Below are 19,333 nucleotides of genomic sequence, written 5' to 3'. Positions count from 1 at the left end.
AAATGTCCGTTCGCGTGCCTTGGGGCGACGGCAGATGCCGTCGCGGTCAGGAGGCGATGTTGGCGGCCGCATGCACGGGGGGAGCCCAGGGCTCGGCGCTTTCCAGGACGATCTTGCGGAAATATGCGATCGTCTTGTCGAGGCCGTCCTCGATCTGGATGCCGGGCTCCCATCCGAGGGTCGATTTCGCGACGCTGATGTCGGGCTTGCGCTGCTTGGGATCGTCGCCGGGCAGTTCCGCGTGAATGATCTTGGAGGAGGAGCCGGTCTTGGCAATCACGAGCTGGGCGAGCTGGAGGATGGTGAACTCGCGCGGGTTGCCGAGGTTGATCGGACCGGTGACCTCGGGGCCGCTCCGCATGAGGCGGATGAGGCCGTCCACGAGATCGTCGACGAAGCAGAAGGAGCGCGTCTGCGATCCGTTGCCGTAGACGGTGATGTCCTGTCCCTGAAGCGCCTGAACAATGAAGTTCGAGACGACGCGGCCATCGGCGGGATGCATGCGCGGCCCGTAGGTGTTGAAAATCCGGGCGACCTTGATTTCGGTGCCGTGCTGGCGGTGGTAGTCGAAGAACAGCGTTTCGGCGCAACGCTTGCCTTCGTCGTAGCAGGACCGGATCCCGATCGGGTTGACGTTGCCCCAGTAGCCTTCCGGCTGCGGGTGGATCTCCGGGTCGCCGTAGACTTCGCTCGTCGATGCCTGAAGGACCGGGCACTGGAGCCGCTTGGCGAGGCCCAGAACGTTGATCGCACCGTGCACGGACGTCTTGGTGGTCTGGACCGGATCGCGCTGGTAGTGGATCGGCGAGGCCGGGCAGGCGAGGTTGAAGATCTCGTCCACTTCCACGTAGAGCGGAAAGGTCACGTCGTGGCGGAGGAACTCGAACTTCGGATGGTTGTGGAGGTGGTAGATATTGTGCTTGTCGCCCGTGTAGAGGTTGTCCACACAAAGCACCTCGTCGCCTTCGGCAAGCAGGCGATCAACAAGATGCGATCCGACGAAACCGGCTCCCCCGGTAACCAGTACTCTTCTTGAGATAGATTTCTTCAGCACTCTACACTCTCCACGACAAATACACCCAAAGCTTAAATTGAAGACCTAGCGATCTTCTCTTGGCTTCCGCTCAAACACCACTTTTTCATCATCGCTTTTTGCTTAAACACGTCAACTCTTAGTTAACGTGTCTGACTGCGACGCGCGCGGCGCTCCCCAACTTGCGTTTCTGAAAATGTCTGTGCTTCCAACCGGAGCGGAGACTCCAATATTGGCGGTGTTTACGCAAGCCCGGAGTTGCGACGGTTGCTCCCGGTTGGCCGGAATGCGCCACTTAATGCTCGGGTGCCATCCTCGCCGAAAAGGATGTTTGGGCGGACCCCTTCAACATGAACGAAGCGGGTCTCTGGCTCTTTGCGTCGCTCAGGTTGATGATATTGCTTGGTTGTCAGGCGCCTTCGCCGCTTTCGCCCGCTTCCGGCGGGAGGGCGTAACGCTGAAACATCGGCACTTGCGCCATGATGAAGCCGAAATTGGCTATGGGCAGGATGAAGGTACGGAAATTCACCCACATATCCGTGCCGAAGCCCCGCCAGACGATCTCGTTCACCACCGCGAGAATCAAATAGAACACCACGAAGCGCCGGGTGAGTTTCATCCAGCCCTCGCGTTCCATGGGCAGAAGCTCTTCCATCAGATATTTGAGGTAGCTCTGTCCGCGGGCGAGGCCGAAGGCGAGGATGCCGGCAAAGATGGTGTAGAGGATGGTCGGCTTCATCTTGACGAAGGTATCGTCCTTCAGGATCAGCGTGAGCCCGCCGAAGATCACCACAACAATCGCCGTTATCACCGCCATCTTGGGCAGTTTTCGCGTCAGCATGTAGCTGATCCCGAGCGATGCCAGAATCGTGGGGATGAACACCTTGGTGGAGAACAGGATCTGTTCGAGTTGCCGCTCGATGGTTTCCAGCCCCTCGGGAACCGGCGCCCAGCGATAGGCGAGAAAAAACACTGCGATCGGGCCGATCTCCAGCACGATTTTCAGAATGGGATTGATCTTGCGCTCTGCCATGAGCCCGCTCTTAGATCAGAATCGGCCCGGATTGAATCACATTCTCGTCCGGTCCGCGAATGGCGGACCGGTTGGCGGTTTCACTGCCGCGCCCTCCGGATCAAGCCGTCTGGGCGTGGTGGCCGAAATAGAGGAACTCCCGGCTCATGCCGGTGAGTTCGCCGGCATTGAGGGCGAGGCTTGCGCTATCAAGCATGCGGTAGCTTGCCTGGGACTTCACCCATTCGTCGGCATCCTGGAGCGTTGACAGCGTGTAGCTGGTGGTCTCGTTCAGGTAGTGGGTCGGAATGATCACCTTGGGGTCGAGGCGCGCAACGATGTCGTTTCCCTGATCGTAGCTCAGGATGTGCTGCGAGCCGTCCACGGGCAGGGTCAGTACATCGATCCGACCGATGGCATCCCAGAATTCGGCCGGAGGATTGGGGCGGTTGTCTCCCCAGATCAAGGTTCGAATGCCCCCCGTCTCGATTACATATACAACCATGTCCATGTGGCTGACATTGTTCGGCGGGCAGGCTTCGGCTCCGAATTCGGCGATGGCGTCGGTCCAGTTATACCAGCCGGGGGCCAGACAGGCATGTTTGTCGGCAAACCCTGTGATCTTGATGTCGGCAAACTCGAAATTCCCGACCATCCGGTCGAGCACCATGGTTGATACCGGGCGATGGATCGCATCGTGGTCGAAATGCGTATGCGTGGACATGCAGATGTCCACGGGCGTTTCGGGAAATTCATTCTTGAACCAGAGGCCCCATGCGCCCGAGGGGTCGTCCCGCCATGGATCGAAGAGTACGGTGGCGCCGCCCGGCGAAGTGAACTTGATGGCGCAATGACCGTAAAAGTCGATTGCGACATCGCCCTCGACCATGGAGCCGGTCGACTTCTGAAGTTCGATCACGCCATTGTTGTTGCCCGGCTGGGTCCAGTCCGTGGATTGGGCCTGAGCTGGTGACCGGGAGAGAAGTGCGCCTGCGCCTCCGACACCGATTGCTCCCGCTGCGGTGAAGAACGACCGTCGAGACAGTCCGGGCGCCAGTTCATCCTTGCTACCCTTGAGCAGTGTCGGTTCGAGGTTCAGGTCTTCTCTCTTCATGCTTGCACATCCTCTGCTTGTACGGATACGGGCCGGGCGGGCCCGGTGCCATGACGGTAGCAACGGACGGCCAGATCTCCGGCATCGGAAAACCCTGCGGAAAACATGGGGAGCGCCCCCATGGTTTACTGCATCGACCGCAGTTTGCTGCGCAGGTTCTGTCCGCTTTTGCGCAATCCCAGTTTCTTGCGAATGTTGTTGCGATGAAACTCGATGGTGCTGGTCTCGCGCGAAAGCATGCGGGCAATATCCTTTGTCGTGTTGCCTTGCATGATCAGTTGGGCGACTTCCTGCTCCGAGGGCGTCATTGTCTCGAATGCCGTTGCGAGTTGGCCCGACAAGGTGGCGGTGATAGACAGGAGATTGTCTTCCAGCATTCCCAGATAGGTGGTCGCGGATTCGTCGCTTGAAAGTCGCGCACGCAGGGTGCCGATGGTTGGAAGGATCAGGCCCTTGATCTGGCGCAGGACTTTTGCGTCGTATTCGTCTCGGGATCGCTCGACGTTCGCGAGCAGTACGCGCAGCGCAGTGTTGACCTCTTGGAGTTCCGCTGTGCGCTCGGACACGCGTGTTTCGAGCTGGTCCAGCGTTGCCTGCAATTGCCGTTCGATCCTGGCGCGGGTGTCGATCTCCACGAGAAGCTTCAGGTCGGCCTCGATCGTGCGGGCGAAGGCTTGCACCCCTTCGCGGAACAGGAGCGCCCGTTCGTTGCGGCGGGTGTCAAGCATGCAGATTGTGCCAAAAACGGTTCCGTCTGGCCAGTGGAGGGGGTAGCCCACGTAAAAGCTCATCCCATATTCCATGTCCTCGTTGTCAGCCCAGCGCGGATCCCTGGTGGCGTCCTCTACCACCAACTCACCGTGTCTCAGCACTCCATCGCAGTAGAGTTTCTCACTGAGGGTAAACTTGCGCCCGACCTTGTAGGGGTTGTTCTCCGTCTGGCTGGTCACGAGGACGGAGTGTCGCGGCGCCTCGGTGCGCATAACGAGACTGGCTGGCACCTCCGCCAGTTTCGCAATCAGATCGACGATCTGCTGCCAGTTCTCGACAGTCTCATCCGGGATCGCCGTCATTTCTCCGATCACTCTGCTCCTATCTCTCAGGTTGGATGGGCGGATTATGAGCAAGCCCGTGAAACTGTCTATATGGGCAGCAGACGATTCCATGGTCTTGGTAAGGAATGGCTGTAAGTGAGGTCGCCGGGAACCGCGGCATTGGTGGTCGGGCGCAACGAACCCAAAACCGAATCACCATGACATCGCCCGAGTTGCCGCATCAAATCCGACCGCGACCCATTCCATTGGAGTTGTCCGCTGCGGAATGCACGGCTTCCTCTGCTCCGACGCGTCGTCTGCTCTCGGCAATGCCGATGGTGCTGATGACTGTTCGGAATGAGAAGGGCTGCTGACTGGTAACGCGACGCTGCAAGATATCGGATCTCGTAATCAAGTTGATATCGGGATAGGTGAAGAGGACAACAACCTTGGGTTGTGTTTTTTTGGTTGTCTTCTATTTCGACGTCTATAGATCAATTTTCATTCTTTGCAGTATAATTGTGAATTTATCCGCCATATTCTTGATTTTCAGATCTTGCGTGCGAAAATAGTTTATTATATCCGCATTAATCCGATAAAGTGCAATATTTACGTGTGATTTTTGCGATAATATACCAATGTATACGTAAGCGGATTTCTTCCTATGGCGGAATACTGCCGAAAGTGATCTGTTGTATTCAGATATTATTTACGTGACTGCTGCCAGTCATGCCCGCTGCTATGCGCGCAACAAGTCACGGAGCTAAGAATGGCCGCAGTTACAAAGTCGAACTTCGATATCGATCTCTTCCAGCATGTAGTCTTGCATTTTGATGGGAACGTGGAGGACTCGGACGACATTTCGGCGCTCCCCGTAGCTGCCCTGCTCGCGAAATCGGCCGGGATTGCCGACAAGACCACGATCCTTCACAGTAACAACCTCTCGCAGAAGAACGGCCCCGCTCAAAAGGCCGCGATGGATGATGCGGGTGCATTCGCGTCCAGCCTCGGCATCGATACGCAGAGCTACCAGGGCAACGTGAATGGCACCGTGAACAAGCTCGCCAGCATCCTGAATTCCGGCGAGCCGGTGGTGATATTTGAAGGTGGCCCGCTGGAGGCCACCTACAGAGCACTTGCTCAGGTCGATGAAGAGAATCTCGGCAACATCGTTCTGGTCAGCCACTCGAGCTGGAACAACGGCTGGAATGAAAGCGATTTTGACACGCAGCCGAGAAACCTGGGAAACATCAAGAATGCCTTTCCCGAAGTCCAGTTCATCCAGATAGCCGACCAGAACGGAAAGATCGGCACCCAACCCTACAACCAGCAGGGGTTTTACAACACGAACTGGAGCTGGATGGACAACTCATCCGATCCGTTTGTCCAGGACGCCCGAGATATCATGGAAGTGTCGGGAGAAACCCTGCAGGTCACGAGCAGATACCCGAACCGTGTGACCGCTTCCAAGGAAGATGATGCCTCAGATGCCGGAATGCTGTTCTGGGGCCTGACCGGCGACGAGAACGGAACGGCGCTCGATGCAAAGAGATTCATCGAGAATGGTGCATCACTCGGTGGAGGCTCCGCCAACGACTCCGATGGCTCATCTGACAATTCGACGGATGTTCCCTCCGACACCGAAACGGGCGGGGGCACGTCGGGAACTCCGGGCGATGGTGCCTATGAGATCGTGATCAACGCCGATGGCGATGTCTACAAGGGTGCGCCCACCATGGTCGTGAAACTGGACGACCAGGTCATCGCGACGCAGGCCGTCTCCAATGGCTACAAGGACTACACATTCACGGTGGATGAGGCTTCCGCCTCCGAACTCGCCGTGGCCTTCGTCAACGACCTGAACGAGGGAGGGGCAAACGACCGGGACATCAACATCAGGTCGATCGAGGTCAACGGTGAGACCGTGTCCGGTGCGTTCGTGTTTGCGACAAACGGAGAGAAGACATTCAACGTATCGGGTTCAGGCCCCGTCGCTCCGGTCGAGGACGTGATTGTGAGGTCCGATGTCATCGTCCTGAAGGCGAATGACTATGTTGTCGGAACCGGGGCATCGGAGACCTTTGGTCTTGACGCAGGCGTTCTCGAAGGGCGGCGGGCCAAGGTGGAGAATTTCGATACGGCCAAGGATGTTCTCGACATATCGAACCTACTCGATGTGACGCCTCAGAATTTCCAGGAGGTAATGGGTTCGTTCGTGAATGCGAGCTACAACCAGAACTCGAAGGATCTTCTTGTCTATGTCGATCCGGACGGCGAGGAAGGCGGCAAGGGCTTCTCCTATGCCGCAATATTGGAAGATGTTGGGACCGCATCGGCTCTGACCGAAGACACGCTTATCTTCTGATGTGCCGAACCGCCCCACGATGGCGCTTCCTACCGGGAGCGTCCGGGGGCGGTTGCGAGGCCGAAGGCCTTGAGATTGGTCGGTGTCGCTGCGCTGGCGCCGACCTCAACCGAACTCCACGATAACCGCGCCGCCAGCGATCACGGTCACGAGGGCGGCGCGCCAGGGTCCGACCTTCTCGCCCAGAAAGAGCCAGCCGATGAGCGCGGCGAAGACCACGGAGGTTTCGCGCAGCACCGCGGCTTCGCCCACGCGGTCCAGTCTGGTGGCCATCATCACCGATCCGAAACTCACATAGGCCACGAGGCCGCCGATGATGCCGCGACGAAAGAGCGGTCCGAGCGCGGGTGGATCGAGCATCCGGGCGTAGCGTCCTGCGGCCAACAGCGGGAAGATCAGCCCATCGGCTACGAAGAACCAGGCGAGGAAGGTGAACGGGTTGGGTGTGGCGCGGATGCCGTAGGCGTCATAGGTGGTGTAGGCCGAGACCAGGATGCCCGTCAGCGCCGCCCAGCCCAGCGCCCCCACCAGCCTACGTCTGCCGATGCCCGCACCCGCGATATTGAAGGCCGAAAGCGAGAAGATTCCGCCCGAGAGCAGCAGAACGCCGGCCCATTGCAGCGCGGAATAGGTCTCGTCAAACACGACACCCGCGGCCGCGACCGTGACCAGGGGCCCCATGCCGCGCACGATCGGATAGACCACGGTGAAATCGCCGCGCTCGTAGGCGCGGGCCTGAGCGTATTTGTAGGCGAGGTGGATCGCCATGGCACCCGCGAGGATCAGCCACATGCGCCCCTCGGGCCAAGGCACCAGGAACAGCGCCACGGGGAGCGCCATCACTGCATAGGAAAAATCTATGGCTCCGCGCGAGAGCCAGGGATCGTGCCAACCCTTCTGCAACGCGCCGAAAATGGCATGGGTGACGGCCGCGAGAAGCGCGAGCGCCATGGCGAGATGGCGCGCGGCTTCCGTGCCTTCGATGCCCGCGATCCAGGCTTCCAAGCGATCAGAGCCCGGTCAGCGCGCGGGCGAACTCGTCGGGATCGAAGGGGGCGAGATCGTCGATGCTCTCGCCGACGCCGATCGCATGGATCGGCAGGCCGAACCGGTCCGCAAGGGCGACGAGCACGCCGCCCTTGGCGGTGCCATCGAGCTTGGTCATCACGAGGCCCGAGACATCGGCGATCTTGCGGAAGATCTCGACCTGCGCCAGCGCGTTCTGGCCTGTGGTGGCATCGAGCACCAGAAGCGTATTGTGCGGCGCCTCGGGGTCCTTCTTGCGGATAACGCGGACGATCTTGGCAAGCTCCTGCATCAGGTCCTCGCGGTTCTGGAGCCGACCCGCCGTGTCGATGAGCAGCAGGTCCGCGCCGTCCTTCTCGGCCCGGGTCATGGCATCGAAGGCGAGGCTTGCCGGGTCCGACCCTTGCGGGGCGGTCAGCACGGGAACACTGGCACGCTCGCCCCAGATCTGGAGTTGTTCGACCGCGGCGGCCCGGAAAGTGTCACCGGCGGCAATCACCACCGATTTCCCGGCATCCTTGAACTGGCTGGCGAGCTTGCCGATGGTCGTGGTCTTGCCCGAGCCGTTGACGCCCACAACCAGCACCACCTGTGGGCGCTTGGGGTAGATCGGCATGGGCTTGGCCACGGGCTCCAGAACCGCGGAGATCTCCTTTGCCAGCGCTTCCTTGATCTCGCGCGCACCGACCCGGCGGCCGAAGCGCCCTTCCGCAATGTTCGAAGTAAGCTTGAGCGAGGTTTCGACGCCCATATCGGCGGTGATCAGCAGATCCTCGAGGCTTTCGAGCATCTCGTCATCGAGCACGCGGCCTTTTTCGGCGCGGCCGAAGAGACGGCCGGCAATGCCACGGCGCTGTTCGAGTTCCGGCTCGGGCGCGGGTTGGGCCCTGGGTTCCGGTTCGGGCACGGCCCGAGGCTCTGGTGCGGGTTCCGGCTCGGGCTCGGGTTCCGGGGCCGGTCGTGCCTCGCGGGTTTCGGGGGCGGGCAGTTTGGCGGGAGCTGCTTCAGCCGGTTCGGTGGGGGCGCTGTCCGCGCCCTCGTCGATGATCGCATCGACGCCCTCCTCGATCTTCGAGGAAGATTTGAACAGCCGATCCTTGAGCTTGCGAAAGAATGCCATGGAAACACCCGGTAAGACCCCTTCAACCTCCTATCGTGCACGCGGGAGGGATGCAAATGGGGCGCGGCCGGGTGTGCGGGCCAAAGGCGCCTGCACTCGATCATGGGCCGGGCGAAATGTCAGGCGGCGGTGCGTTGCCGGATCTCGTTTTTCAGCGCGACCTCGTGGAGAGCGGCAAAGAGCACATCTCCCGTGAGCCTCGCCGGATCACTCAGGAGGCCGCCACCGGCGGCGGGGCCGAAACAGGTTTCCGCGACGGTGTCGGCGCTCACGAGACCCATGGACCATTTGCCGAAGGCGCGCTCGTCCACTGCTTCACAGCTCAGCACGCGAACGTTGAAATGGCGGGCATCGAGCTGGATCCGTTCGAAGGTTTCCTCGACCTGGGATTGCGGGCCTTCCAGAACCTGTCCGAAGAAGCCGCAGTTGAAGATCAGGGCGCCAGTGATGCCGGTCGCTGCGTTGTTCTTCTGCGAGACCGCGAGAATCCGGTTGATTTCGGATGCGTCCTCGACGGTGCTGCCGAGTTGGTTCTCGCTGAGATAGGTGATGCGGAGCAAGGTCTCTCTCATTGGCGCTGCTCCTTCTGCGGCTCTTCGGCACCATCCGCGATACGATCGAGAAACGGTTTGCCCGCGAGAAATGCGGACACCTGATCCTGCGGCAACGGTCGGCCGATCAGGAAGCCCTGAATGAGTCCGCACCCTGTTTCGGTGACATTGCGATACTGGTGAGCCGTCTCCACGCCCTCCGCGAGCACCTTCATGCCGAAGGTTCGCCCCAGATCGGCCACGGCCTTCACGATGCCGATGCCCGATGTGCCGCCATCCGAAGCGCGAACGAAGGACTGATCGATTTTCACCTTCTGAAACGGGTAGTTATGCAGGTAGCTTAGCGAGGAATAGCCCGTGCCGAAGTCATCGAGCGAGAGGATCACGCCCAGTTCGCGGAGCCGGTGCATCTGTTCGGCCACTTCGGTTTCCTGGCCGAGCATGACGGTCTCGGTCACTTCGAGCTCCAGCCGGTGCGGGGCAAGGCCCGACAGCTCCAGCGCGGTTTCGACGCTTTCCACGAAGCCCTTGGCCAGGAACTGGATCGGTGACACGTTGACCGCGATTGTCACGTGATCGGGCCATTCGGTCGCGGCTTGGCAGGCGCTGTCGAGCACCCAGGTGCCGAGGTCCACGATGAGACCACTTTCCTCGCAGATCGGCAGGAAGGCCGCAGGCGAAAGCAGGCCGCGCTCGGGGTGGTTCCAGCGCACCAGCGCTTCGAAACCGATGATGCCATTCGCGAAGGCATCGAATTGCGGCTGGTAGTGAAGCTCGAACTCCTGCCTCAGAATCCCGGCGCGCAGCTCGGTCTCGATGATCCGGCGTAACTCGAGCGCGTCGGACATCTCCTTGACAAACCACTGGAATTGGCCGCGGCCCTTGCGCTTGCTTTGGTAGAGCGCGATGTCGGCGCGGCGGAAGGCGTCCGAGATCGTCGGGTCGTCGGGGAGGACGAGGGCAAGGCCGACGCTTGCCCCGATGTTGATCTGGTGCCCGTCGATGATGAAGGGGCGGCTCAGAAGGTCGACGATCCGGGCCGCGATGTCATCTGCGGCCCTCGCGACCGAAGGCGCGTGCAGGAGGATCGCGAACTCGTCGCCACCCATGCGGCAGATGCTGTCATCCGAGCGCACGGCGTGGCGCAGGCGGCCCGCCACCTTGCGCAGAAGCTTGTCGCCGACCGGGTGGCCCAGCGTGTCGTTGACGCGCTTGAAGCGGTCGAGATCGAGACAGATCAGGGCGCCCGGTTCGCTGCTGCGCGCGAGCGCCTCGAAGGCGCTGTCGAGGGCGAGGCGGTTGCCCAGCCCGGTGAGGCTGTCGCGCCGGGCGACGGTGTCGGAGCAGGTATCCGGGGGGTCGATCAGGCCGATCCAGCCGCCGGTGCTCAGGTGGACCCAGCGGGGGATGAGGGTTGCATCGAGCCTTGTTTCATTGGGCCCGGAGATCTGCGGAAAGGCCTCGGCGATGGGCTGGCCCGCCGGTTCGATGCGACCGAGACCGGCGAAGGCGACGAGAGCGTCATTGGCGAAGAGCACGACCTGGTTTTCGTCGAGATGCACAAGGGGCACGACGGATGCGGCCAGCATGTCGATCAGTGCCGCGGCGTCCTCGCCGATGCCCGCTTCGGATCGGGCAACTGGTCTTGCTTGCAAATTCATGAAACTGCCCCCGCTCGTTTCGTGACCTTGAGGCTAGGTGTTCATGCCTTTCGAAAGGTTACTCTCCGTCGAAAATCTGGCGGGGATTTGACTCGAATGCAGCGGGTTAACGAGGGGTAAACCAGCCGTGCCGGTGGGGCGGGGCCCCGTGGCGGCGGTCCTTGAAACATGGGGGCAAAAGCGATTCGGCGTCGTTCGGAAGCGATGCATATTCCATGCAGATTTCATGCATATTTCGTAGTGACGATTTACGGCATTCGTGATCGGAGGGTTAAGCCGGGGCAAAATCCGGGGCTCTGGCAAAACCGGACAGGTTAGTTGGATGCCGTACCTGTTGCGTGGAATGGGCTAGCTGCGCGCAGGAGACGGCTGCCGGGGTTCAGAATTGGGGGAGGGGCGGTTTGCCGCCTGCGGGGCGCCAGCCCTGATCGCACCCGACCCGCCCCCATGGGCGGGTGCGATGCACCCACCCCGGGCCGGGCGCGATCCTGTGGCATGGTGAGACTGGCGGGAGTATCGCGGCGGCCGCGCGGTGATGTTTAAGTTTGCGGAGGTCTCAACGGGGCGTCAGCCTCGGATCTCACGACTTACCTCACCGCTTCGATCGGGCCTTCGGCGCGACCATGGATGAACTGGTCGAGGTAGGGATCGTGGGCGGCCTCGACATCCTCGACCGGTCCGGCCCAGCGCACCACGCCGCCGTGGAGCATGGCGACGTGATCGGCCACGGTACGCACGGTGGTCATGTCATGGGTGATGGTGATCGCGGTGGCGCCCATCTCCTCCACCAGTTCGCGGATGAGATCGTTGATGACACCGGCCATGATGGGGTCGAGCCCGGCGGTGGGTTCGTCGAAGAAGATCACCTCCGGGTCGAGCGCGATGGCGCGGGCGAGCCCCACCCGCTTCTGCATGCCGCCAGAAAGCTCCGCCGGGTAGAGATCGGCCACATCCGGTGTGAGGCCCACGCGGCGCAGCTTCTCGATGGCAAGCTCGCGGGCCTCCTTGCGCGAGAGCGGTACACGGGCCTGGCGCCGCCGGAAGGCGACATTCTGCCAGACGGTCAGGCTGTCGAAGAGCGCGCCGCCCTGGAAGAGCATTCCGAAATGGCGCAGCCATTCGCGGCGGTCGACCTTCGCAAGCGGCACGCCGTCGATTAGCACCTCGCCCCTGTCGTGGCGTTCGATGCCGAGGATGCATTTGAGCGTCACCGACTTGCCGGTGCCCGAGCCGCCGATGATCACCAGGCTTTCGCCGCGCATCACCTTGAGGTTGACGCCTGCGAGCACGGTCTTGTCGTCGAACCGCTTCCAGACGTCCCTGAGTTCGATCCTCGGCGGCGCAGCGGGGGGAGCCGAGCCCGGCATCAGAAGAAGGCCTCCGTCAGCAGGTAGTTCGAGGCGAGGATCAGGATCGAGGCCGAGACCACGGCATTGGTGGTGGCGCGGCCCACGCCCTGGGCTCCGCGGCCCGAATGGTAGCCATGGTAGCAGCCCATGAGGGCAAGCAGGAAGCCGAAGACGGCGGCCTTCACCAGGCCCGAGACGATGTCCACGGGCTGAAGGAAATCGAGCGTGTTGCGGATGTAGACGCCGGCATTGAAATCGAGCCGCTCGATGCCGACGAGGAAGCCACCCATGATGCCGATGATGTCGCCCACCGCCACCAGCACCGGCATGGAGACCACGGCGGCCAGCACGCGGGGCAGCACGAGGTATTTCATCGGGTTGGTCGAGAGCGTGGTGAGCGCGTCGATCTGTTCGGTGACGCGCATGGTGCCGATCTCGGCGGCGATCGAGGAGGAAACCCGGCCCGCGACCATCAGCCCCCCGAGCACGGGGCCGAGCTCGCGGGTGATGCCGATGGCGACGATCGAGGGCACGACGGTTTCGGCGTTGAAGCGCGCCCCGCCCGCGTAGATCTGGAGCGCCAGCGCGCCGCCGGTGAAGAGCGCGGTCAGCCCGACCACGGGCAGGGAGAAATAGCCGATGCGCAGCAGTTGCTGGCCGAATTCGCCCGGATACCAGGGCGGGCGGACCAGATGCGAGAGCGTGACGGCGGCAAAGATCACCAGGCGACCCGTGGCACGGCATAGCCCGAGCGTGGAGCGACCGATGGAGGCGAGAAAGAGCGTCAGGACGCGCAGGGCTGCGGGCATTCGGTTCTACTTGCCCGCCGGTGTGGCAGGCTCGATGTAGCGGTAGTCGTACCGCTGGCCGAGCGAGGTCAGGAATTCGTAGCCGATGGTGCCTGCGGCCTGGGCCAGATCGTCGATCCCCTGGTGGGCGTTGAGGATTTCCAGATGCGAGGGCACATCCGCAAGGCCCGTCACGTCGACGGTGATGAGGTCCATCGACACGCGGCCCACGAGCGAGCAGGCTTTCGAGCCGGCATAGAGGTGGACATTGCCGTTGCCGGTGCGGCGGATCAGCCCGTCGGCATAACCGGCGGAGACGGTGGCGATGCGGGCGGGTTTGAGCGCCTCCCAGCGCGCGCCGTATCCGACGACCTCGCCGGGCTCCACGTCGCGGACCTGGATCACGGGGAGCGCCAGTTTCACCACCGGGCCCGCATCGAGGAAGGGCAGGCCGCCGAAGAGACCGATGCCGGGGCGCACCAGGTCGAAGTGGTAGTCCGGCCCCAGAAGGATGCCCCCCGTGGCGGCGAGCGAACGCTTCGTGCCGGAAAGCGCGGTGCAGGTGGCGCCGAAGACGCGCAACTGTTCGGTGTTGAGCGGATGAGCGGGGAGGTCGGCGCAGGCGAGGTGGCTGATGACCAGCTTGGGCCGCAGTTCGATCAGGGTGGAGGAGAGGTCGATGAAGTCCTTCGGTTCGATCCCGAGCCGGTTCATGCCGCTGTCGATCTGGACCGCGCAGGGCAGGCCCTTGAGCTTGGCGGTGAACTCCTCGACCTGCTCGCGGCTGTTGAGGCAGGGGATCAGCTTGTGATCCTCCAGGATCGCCGCATCGCCGGGCATGAGGCCCGAGAGGATGTAGATCTCCGGGTCCGGGCCAAGCACTCCACGCAGTTCCGCGCCCTCTTCGGCGAGGGCCACGAAGAAGGTGTGCACGCCGGCCTGGGCAAGCGCCGGGGCGACTTTCGCAATGCCGAGCCCGTAGGCATTCGCCTTCAAGACGGCGGCGGTTTCGACCGTGCTGCCGGAGCGGATGTCGAGCGCCCGCCAGTTGGCCACGATGGCCCCGAGATCGATTGTGAGCCGCGCCTTCGCCATGCGTTTCCCTCCGGCAGACTGCGGGCGTATCGGGCAACGTCCGCGCTGTGGGGTCAATAGCGAAACGCGCGCATGGCGTGCAATATCTCCTCATGCGTTGCGTCGGGATGTTTTCGGCAGCACTTTCGCGCGAGCGGCTTTTCTCCCGTTGGCAAAAGTGTATGGTCCGCGCCGGTCGGACGCTACCGGATGCAGGAGGTGCCAGGCATGGAAGAGACCGAGCTCAAGCAGGAAGAGGCCAGCACCAGCGATGATCCGGTGACACATGAACTGGTCGAGGCGGTTCTCGCCGCCGTCGAGGCCGAGGACCAGGCCCGGCTGATCGAACTGCTGGACCCGCTGCACGAAGCGGATGTGGCCGACCTTCTGGAGCAGATCGACCGGAACGAGCGCCGCGCCCTCATCACGCTCTGGGGGCATGAGCTCGACGGCGCGATTCTCTCGGAACTCGAAGAGGGCGTGCGCGACGAGATCGTCTCGGAACTGCCAGACGAGGTCATCGTCGCGGCGGTCCAGGAACTCGAGACCGACGATATCGTCTATATCGCCGAGGACATGGAGGCGCCGCAGAAGGAGCGCATCCTCAAGCTTCTCGACGATGCCGACCGGGTGGCCGTCGAGCAGATCCTGAGCCACGACGAGTATACCGCCGGTCGCCTGATGCAGCGCGAGGTGGTCGCGGCCCCGCAGCACTGGACGGTGGGCGATGCCATCGACTTCATGCGCGCCGAGGAGTGGCTGCCCGAGAGTTTCTACGATCTCATCATCGTCAATGCCCAGATGATGCCCATCGGGACGGTCTCGCTGGGCAAGCTGATGGCTTCGGCCCGCGCGACCGCGCTGCGCGACATCATGAACGACGATTTCCGGGTGTTCCGGGTCGATCAGCCGCAGGAGGATGTGGCCTACGACTTCAACAAGTATCACCTGATCTCGGCGCCGGTGGTGGAAGAGGGCGGCCGGGTGGTCGGCGTGATCACCATAGACGATGCGATGGAGGTTCTCGAGGACGAGACCGAGGAGGACATGCGGCTGCTCGCGGGTGTGGGCGACGAGGAGCTGTCCGACGGGGTGATGCAGATTGCCAAGGCCCGCTTCATCTGGCTTTCGGTCAACCTGCTCACGGCCATTCTCGCCTCCGCCGTCATCTCGCTCTACACCGACACGATCGAGGCGGTGGTGGCGCTGGCGGTTCTGATGCCCATCGTCGCCTCCATGGGTGGAAACGCGGGCACCCAGACGCTGACTGTGGCGGTGCGGGCGCTGGCGACCCGCAGTCTGACCACGAAGAACATCGGCCGGTTCGTGGGGCGCGAGGGCATCGTGGGGCTCATCAACGGGCTCGCGTTCGCGGTCATGATCGGCGTGCTGAGCTGGCTCTATTTCTCCGATCCGTTGCTGGGCGTGGTCATCTCGGTCGCGATGATCGGCAACATGGTCGTGGCGGGGCTCGCGGGTGTGATCGTGCCGATTGCGCTGGAAAAGGTCGGGGCGGACCCGGCGCTGGCCTCGGGCACGTTCGTCACCACGATCACGGATGTCTTCGGCTTCTTCGCCTTCCTCGGGCTGGCGGCGGCCTTCCTGATCTGAGCCTGGGGCGTGCCCCGACACCCGTGATGCCGGGGCCGATGGGCGTCGGGGTTAAAGGGCGCGTCGGAAAACTGCGCAGGTTTTTAGTCAATATGACGCCAAATCCCGCCGACAATATTAAGGCATGAGATACCATCGCTAACACTCGGGTAAGCATTACTCCTGCAAATACACAGACTTAGTATGTTGCCTTTTCCGGACGGTGCGGCGCTCGCGTGATCGAGCGGGTATCGAAGGGAAAAGCCTAGTGAAGTGCTGGAGTTAGAGTATGAATTGGTTCGCCGAGGTCTTGGACGAGCTGATCACGCAGAATGATCGGATCGGTACTGATACCATCGCGGAACTGCGCCGGGCCCGTGACCGCCTCTCGAAGGAGGGGTGCATCATGCCGAGGCACGAGGCGACGGATCGTCTGCAATCGAGGCTTTCCGATGCGGAGACGCTCGATCAGGTTGCCGCAATCTTCGGAGACATTCCCCACGAATTCGGGTTCGAACATGCGACGCTGATCATCCTGAACGAGGGCGGGCGCTATCTTTCCCGCCGGGTGCTTTCGACGCTGCCCGATGAATGGTGGAAGGATTATCACGGGCTTCGGCTCTTCGACAACGATCCGCTGATCGGCGGTATCGTCGCGCGGGAATGCGAGCTTTATCTCGACGAACTCCTGCCGGTCGATGAGGACGCCCCGCGTCCCTATTCCAAGGCCGCGCTGGCGCGCGGGATCGGCATCGACGGGGTGATCTACAAGATCGCCTATCCCAGCGGGCTGGTGGCCGCGGTCATCCTGAACACGAGCAAGGGGCCGGACTATGCGCGCCGGCGCTATGCCAAGTATCGGGAGGATCTGCAGGCCCTGGCATTCGCGACCTGCGACGCGCTGGTCTACTTCTCGCGCATCGGGTCGTCCGTCGCGGCGCACCTCGAGGGCGAGGAGATCCACTTCCTGCGTCTGGTCGCGATCAGCGAGGACCCCACCAGCGCGTTGAAGATGGAATGTCGCTTCGGATCCGCGCAGACGCTCCAGAGCCAGATCATCCGCAAGCTCGGCGTGAAGTCGATCTTTCAGGCGGTGCTGATCGCGGCGCGGCGGGGTCTGCTGGACGCGGCGATCTTCCATCCCGGCGAGATCGTCGGCACCCGCCCGCAAATCGCGGGCTGGGACATGCTCTCGAGCTTCAACGACTCCGTGGATGCGACCATGATGGAGGCGGGCGACTGCCCGGTGGTCAACGGCCACGAGCCGCTCGACGATACCGGGTCCTGATCCTCGTCTCTAGTGGTGCTCGATGTCGCCGCCCTGCTGGTAGGGGCGGACGAGGTTCGAGAAGCGGGTGAACTGGCCCTCGAAAGCCAGTTCCACCGTGCCGATGGGGCCGTGACGCTGCTTGCCGACGATGACCTCGGCCTTGCCGTGGAGCGCGCTCATCTCGCCCTTCCACTTCACCATGGCGTCGAGGTCGTGGTCGCCGGGCTTCTCGCGCTCCTTGTAGTATTCCTCGCGGAACACGAACATCACCACGTCGGCGTCCTGCTCGATGGAGCCGGATTCGCGCAGGTCCGAGAGCTGGGGCCGCTTGTCGTCGCGGCTTTCCACCTGGCGCGAGAGCTGTGAGAGCGCGACCACGGGGACGTTCAACTCCTTGGCGATGGCCTTCAATCCTTGAGTGATCTCGGAGACCTCCTGCACGCGTCCGTCCGAGCGGGAACTGGCAGGCTTGGCGAGCTGGAGGTAGTCGATGAAGAGCACGTCGAGCCCGTGCTGGCGCTTGAGGCGCCGGGCGCGGGCGGCGATGGTCGAAATCGGAAGCGCGGGGGTGTCGTCGATGAAGAGCGGGGCGTTCTCGAGCTGTTTCGCGGCCTCGAGGAAGCGGCGCATCTCCTCCTCGGTCATGTTGCCCTCGCGGATGTTGTGCGAGGGGACGCGGGCGGCCTCGGAAAGCACACGCGCGGCGAGCTGTTCGGCCGACATTTCCAGCGAGTAGAAGCCGACCACGCCGCCTTCGACCGCGCCCTCGGAGCCATCCGGGCGGATGCCCTTCTTGTAGGCCTTGGCGATGTTGAAGGCGATGTTGGTCGACAGCGCGGTCTTACCCATGGAGGGGCGGCCGGCGAGGATCAGAAGGTCGGAGGGGTGGAGCCCGCCGAGGCGGCGGTCGAGATCGTCGAGCCCGGTGGAGAGCCCTGCGAGGCCGCCCTCGCGCTCGTAGGCCGCATTGGCCACACGGACCGCATCCACGACGGCGCGGCGGAAGGTCTGGAAGCCCTTGTCCACCTTGCCCTGTTCGCCGAGCTGGTAGAGCGCCTGTTCGGCCTCGGTGATCTGGTCGCGCGCCTCGCTCTCGAGATCGGCCCGGCCGGCCTTCTCGGCGATGTTCTGGCCCAGGAGAATCAGTTCGCGGCGAATCGCCAGATCATAGATGAGCTGCGCGTAATCCTTGGCGGCGAAGAGCGAGATCGCGGCCCCCGCGAGGCGGACGAGATAGGCCGGGCCGCCGATGGCCTGAAGCCCCTCGTCTTCCTCGAAAAAGGCCTTCAGCGTGACGGGGGTCGCCAGGGCGTTCTTCTTGATCCGGGCGGCTGCGACCTCGAAGATCCGCGCATGGACCGGATCGAAGAAATGCTCCGGCTGCACGATGGAGGCGACCCGGTCATAGACATCGTTGTTGACCAGCAGAGCCCCCAGAAGCGCCTGTTCCGCCTCGATGTTGCTGGGAAGTCCGCCGGTTGTGCCTTCAAGCGCGCCCGTATTTCCATCTGCCATCTGAAAATCTCCTTCGGACCCCGACCTTACCCCATTGGCGCGGGCAATTCGCCTGTGGATAATGGGGATACCGGTGATAAGGCCATGGAATTGGACATCGCAGTTCCGGACAAGAGCCTCAACCGAAAAGGGAGGATAAGATGGACGGCACGAGCAAAGACAATCCGACCCCGGTTGGAACCTTCGACAGCGCGGAGATGGGGGCGCTGGCGCATCTCTACCGCGGGGAGGTCTATCGCAGCACGCTCTGGCGCACGCGGCTCGACCAGACGACCAACTGGGCGGTGGTGACCACCGGGCTTGCGCTTTCGCTGACGTTCTCCGGACCGGATGCCTCGCCGCTGCCCCTGATCCTGGTGGGGCTGCTGGTGATCGTTTTCCTGCTCTTCGAGGCGCGGCGCTATCGCTACTTCAATGTCTGGCGGGCGCGCTGCCGGCTCATGGAAACCGACATGTACGGGCCCATGCTGCGTGGCGAGGGCGTGGCGATGGACGGCAAGTGGAACAGCCTTCTGGCCAACGACTATGCCAGCCCGCGGTTTCACATCAGCTATATCCGAGCGGTGGGCCGGCGGTTGCGCAAGAACTATGCCTATATCCTGGCGGTGCAGGCGGTGGCCTATTACGGCAAGCTGGCGATCCACCCCACGGCGGTCAGCGGCTGGGGCGAGTTCCTGGGGCGTGCCGCCATCGGGCCGATCCCGGGCATTCTGGTGGTGCTGGCGGGCGTGGTCTTTCACGGCACCTGGATCTTCATCGCGCTTTACACGCTCTCCATCGAGCGGCGAACGCGCAAGGGGCGCAAGCTCATCGCCATTGCCTGAGGGGGCC

At 62.6% G+C, this 19,333-nt stretch carries 16 protein-coding genes; 4 read left to right on the top strand and 12 right to left on the bottom strand.

Annotation, left to right across the window (positions count from 1 at the left end; genetic code table 11):
* Positions 1-46: 46 nt before the first annotated feature.
* The 4 genes from ACP15W_RS17355 to ACP15W_RS17340 form a co-directional block, all read right to left on the bottom strand.
* Entirely contained in the window at positions 47-1,054 is a 1,008-nt protein-coding gene (locus tag ACP15W_RS17355) for a UDP-glucuronic acid decarboxylase family protein (RefSeq protein WP_424934197.1), read from the bottom strand.
* 388 nt (positions 1,055-1,442) lie between these two features.
* Positions 1,443-2,066 (bottom strand): septation protein A, encoded by a 624-nt coding sequence (locus tag ACP15W_RS17350; RefSeq protein ID WP_424934196.1) that lies wholly within the window; start codon positions 2,064-2,066, stop codon positions 1,443-1,445.
* Between the two features lie 100 nt (positions 2,067-2,166).
* Entirely contained in the window at positions 2,167-3,159 is a 993-nt protein-coding gene (locus tag ACP15W_RS17345) for an MBL fold metallo-hydrolase (protein ID WP_424934195.1), read from the bottom strand.
* Between the two features lie 125 nt (positions 3,160-3,284).
* Entirely contained in the window at positions 3,285-4,244 is a 960-nt protein-coding gene (locus tag ACP15W_RS17340; protein ID WP_424934194.1) for a LuxR C-terminal-related transcriptional regulator, read from the bottom strand.
* A gap of 718 nt (positions 4,245-4,962) precedes the next feature.
* Between ACP15W_RS17340 and ACP15W_RS17335 the strand changes: the two genes are divergently transcribed.
* The gene (locus tag ACP15W_RS17335; protein ID WP_424934193.1) at positions 4,963-6,558 is read left to right on the top strand and encodes a carbohydrate-binding domain-containing protein; all 1,596 of its coding nucleotides are present in this window, start codon (positions 4,963-4,965) and stop codon (positions 6,556-6,558) included.
* A gap of 105 nt (positions 6,559-6,663) precedes the next feature.
* On the opposite strand, the gene ACP15W_RS17330 is transcribed toward ACP15W_RS17335, so the two are convergent.
* From ACP15W_RS17330 to alr, 7 genes are all read right to left on the bottom strand, one after another.
* Positions 6,664-7,563: an EamA family transporter gene (locus ACP15W_RS17330; RefSeq protein ID WP_424934192.1), complete on the bottom strand. Its 900-nt coding sequence runs from the start codon at positions 7,561-7,563 to the stop codon at positions 6,664-6,666.
* 4 nt (positions 7,564-7,567) lie between these two features.
* Positions 7,568-8,704 carry a signal recognition particle-docking protein FtsY gene (gene ftsY, locus ACP15W_RS17325; protein ID WP_424934191.1) on the bottom strand — a complete coding sequence of 379 codons (1,137 nt, stop codon included), beginning with the start codon at positions 8,702-8,704 and terminating at the stop codon, positions 7,568-7,570.
* 119 nt (positions 8,705-8,823) lie between these two features.
* A complete protein-coding gene (locus ACP15W_RS17320; protein WP_424934190.1) occupies positions 8,824-9,276 on the bottom strand; it encodes a BLUF domain-containing protein in 453 nt (150 codons plus the stop codon).
* On the bottom strand, positions 9,273-10,916 hold the full coding sequence (locus ACP15W_RS17315) for a putative bifunctional diguanylate cyclase/phosphodiesterase (protein ID WP_424934189.1): 1,644 nt from the start codon (positions 10,914-10,916) through the stop codon (positions 9,273-9,275). Before ACP15W_RS17315 ends, ACP15W_RS17320 begins: the two co-directional genes overlap by 4 nt.
* Before the next feature lie 587 nt (positions 10,917-11,503).
* Positions 11,504-12,283, bottom strand: coding sequence for an ABC transporter ATP-binding protein (locus ACP15W_RS17310; RefSeq protein ID WP_424934188.1), 780 nt, complete (start codon positions 12,281-12,283; stop codon positions 11,504-11,506).
* Positions 12,283-13,074: an MlaE family ABC transporter permease gene (locus tag ACP15W_RS17305; RefSeq protein ID WP_424934187.1), complete on the bottom strand. Its 792-nt coding sequence runs from the start codon at positions 13,072-13,074 to the stop codon at positions 12,283-12,285. The genes ACP15W_RS17310 and ACP15W_RS17305 overlap by 1 nt, the downstream gene beginning before the upstream one ends.
* Before the next feature lie 6 nt (positions 13,075-13,080).
* Positions 13,081-14,148 (bottom strand): alanine racemase, encoded by a 1,068-nt coding sequence (gene alr, locus ACP15W_RS17300; protein WP_424934186.1) that lies wholly within the window; start codon positions 14,146-14,148, stop codon positions 13,081-13,083.
* Between the two features lie 207 nt (positions 14,149-14,355).
* On the opposite strand from alr, the gene mgtE reads away from it, so the two are divergent.
* Positions 14,356-15,738 carry a magnesium transporter gene (gene mgtE, locus ACP15W_RS17295; RefSeq protein WP_424934185.1) on the top strand — a complete coding sequence of 461 codons (1,383 nt, stop codon included), beginning with the start codon at positions 14,356-14,358 and terminating at the stop codon, positions 15,736-15,738.
* 268 nt (positions 15,739-16,006) lie between these two features.
* On the top strand, positions 16,007-17,005 hold the full coding sequence (locus ACP15W_RS17290; RefSeq protein ID WP_424934184.1) for an autoinducer binding domain-containing protein: 999 nt from the start codon (positions 16,007-16,009) through the stop codon (positions 17,003-17,005).
* Between the two features lie 9 nt (positions 17,006-17,014).
* Here ACP15W_RS17290 and ACP15W_RS17285 read toward each other — a convergent pair whose 3' ends face one another.
* The gene (locus tag ACP15W_RS17285) at positions 17,015-18,502 is read right to left on the bottom strand and encodes a replicative DNA helicase (protein ID WP_424934183.1); all 1,488 of its coding nucleotides are present in this window, start codon (positions 18,500-18,502) and stop codon (positions 17,015-17,017) included.
* A 140-nt stretch (positions 18,503-18,642) separates the two neighbouring features.
* Here ACP15W_RS17285 and ACP15W_RS17280 point away from each other — a divergent pair, with 140 nt between their 5' ends.
* Positions 18,643-19,326: a DUF2270 domain-containing protein gene (locus ACP15W_RS17280; protein WP_424934182.1), complete on the top strand. Its 684-nt coding sequence runs from the start codon at positions 18,643-18,645 to the stop codon at positions 19,324-19,326.
* Positions 19,327-19,333: the final 7 nt, after the last annotated feature.

The sequence above is a fragment of the Amaricoccus macauensis genome (assembly GCF_049800915.1).
In the GTDB taxonomy this organism is placed as follows: Bacteria; Pseudomonadota; Alphaproteobacteria; order Rhodobacterales; family Rhodobacteraceae; genus Amaricoccus; species Amaricoccus macauensis_A.
Note: the sequence above shows the minus strand (reverse complement) of the source record. Positions and strands in the feature narration are given on the sequence as shown.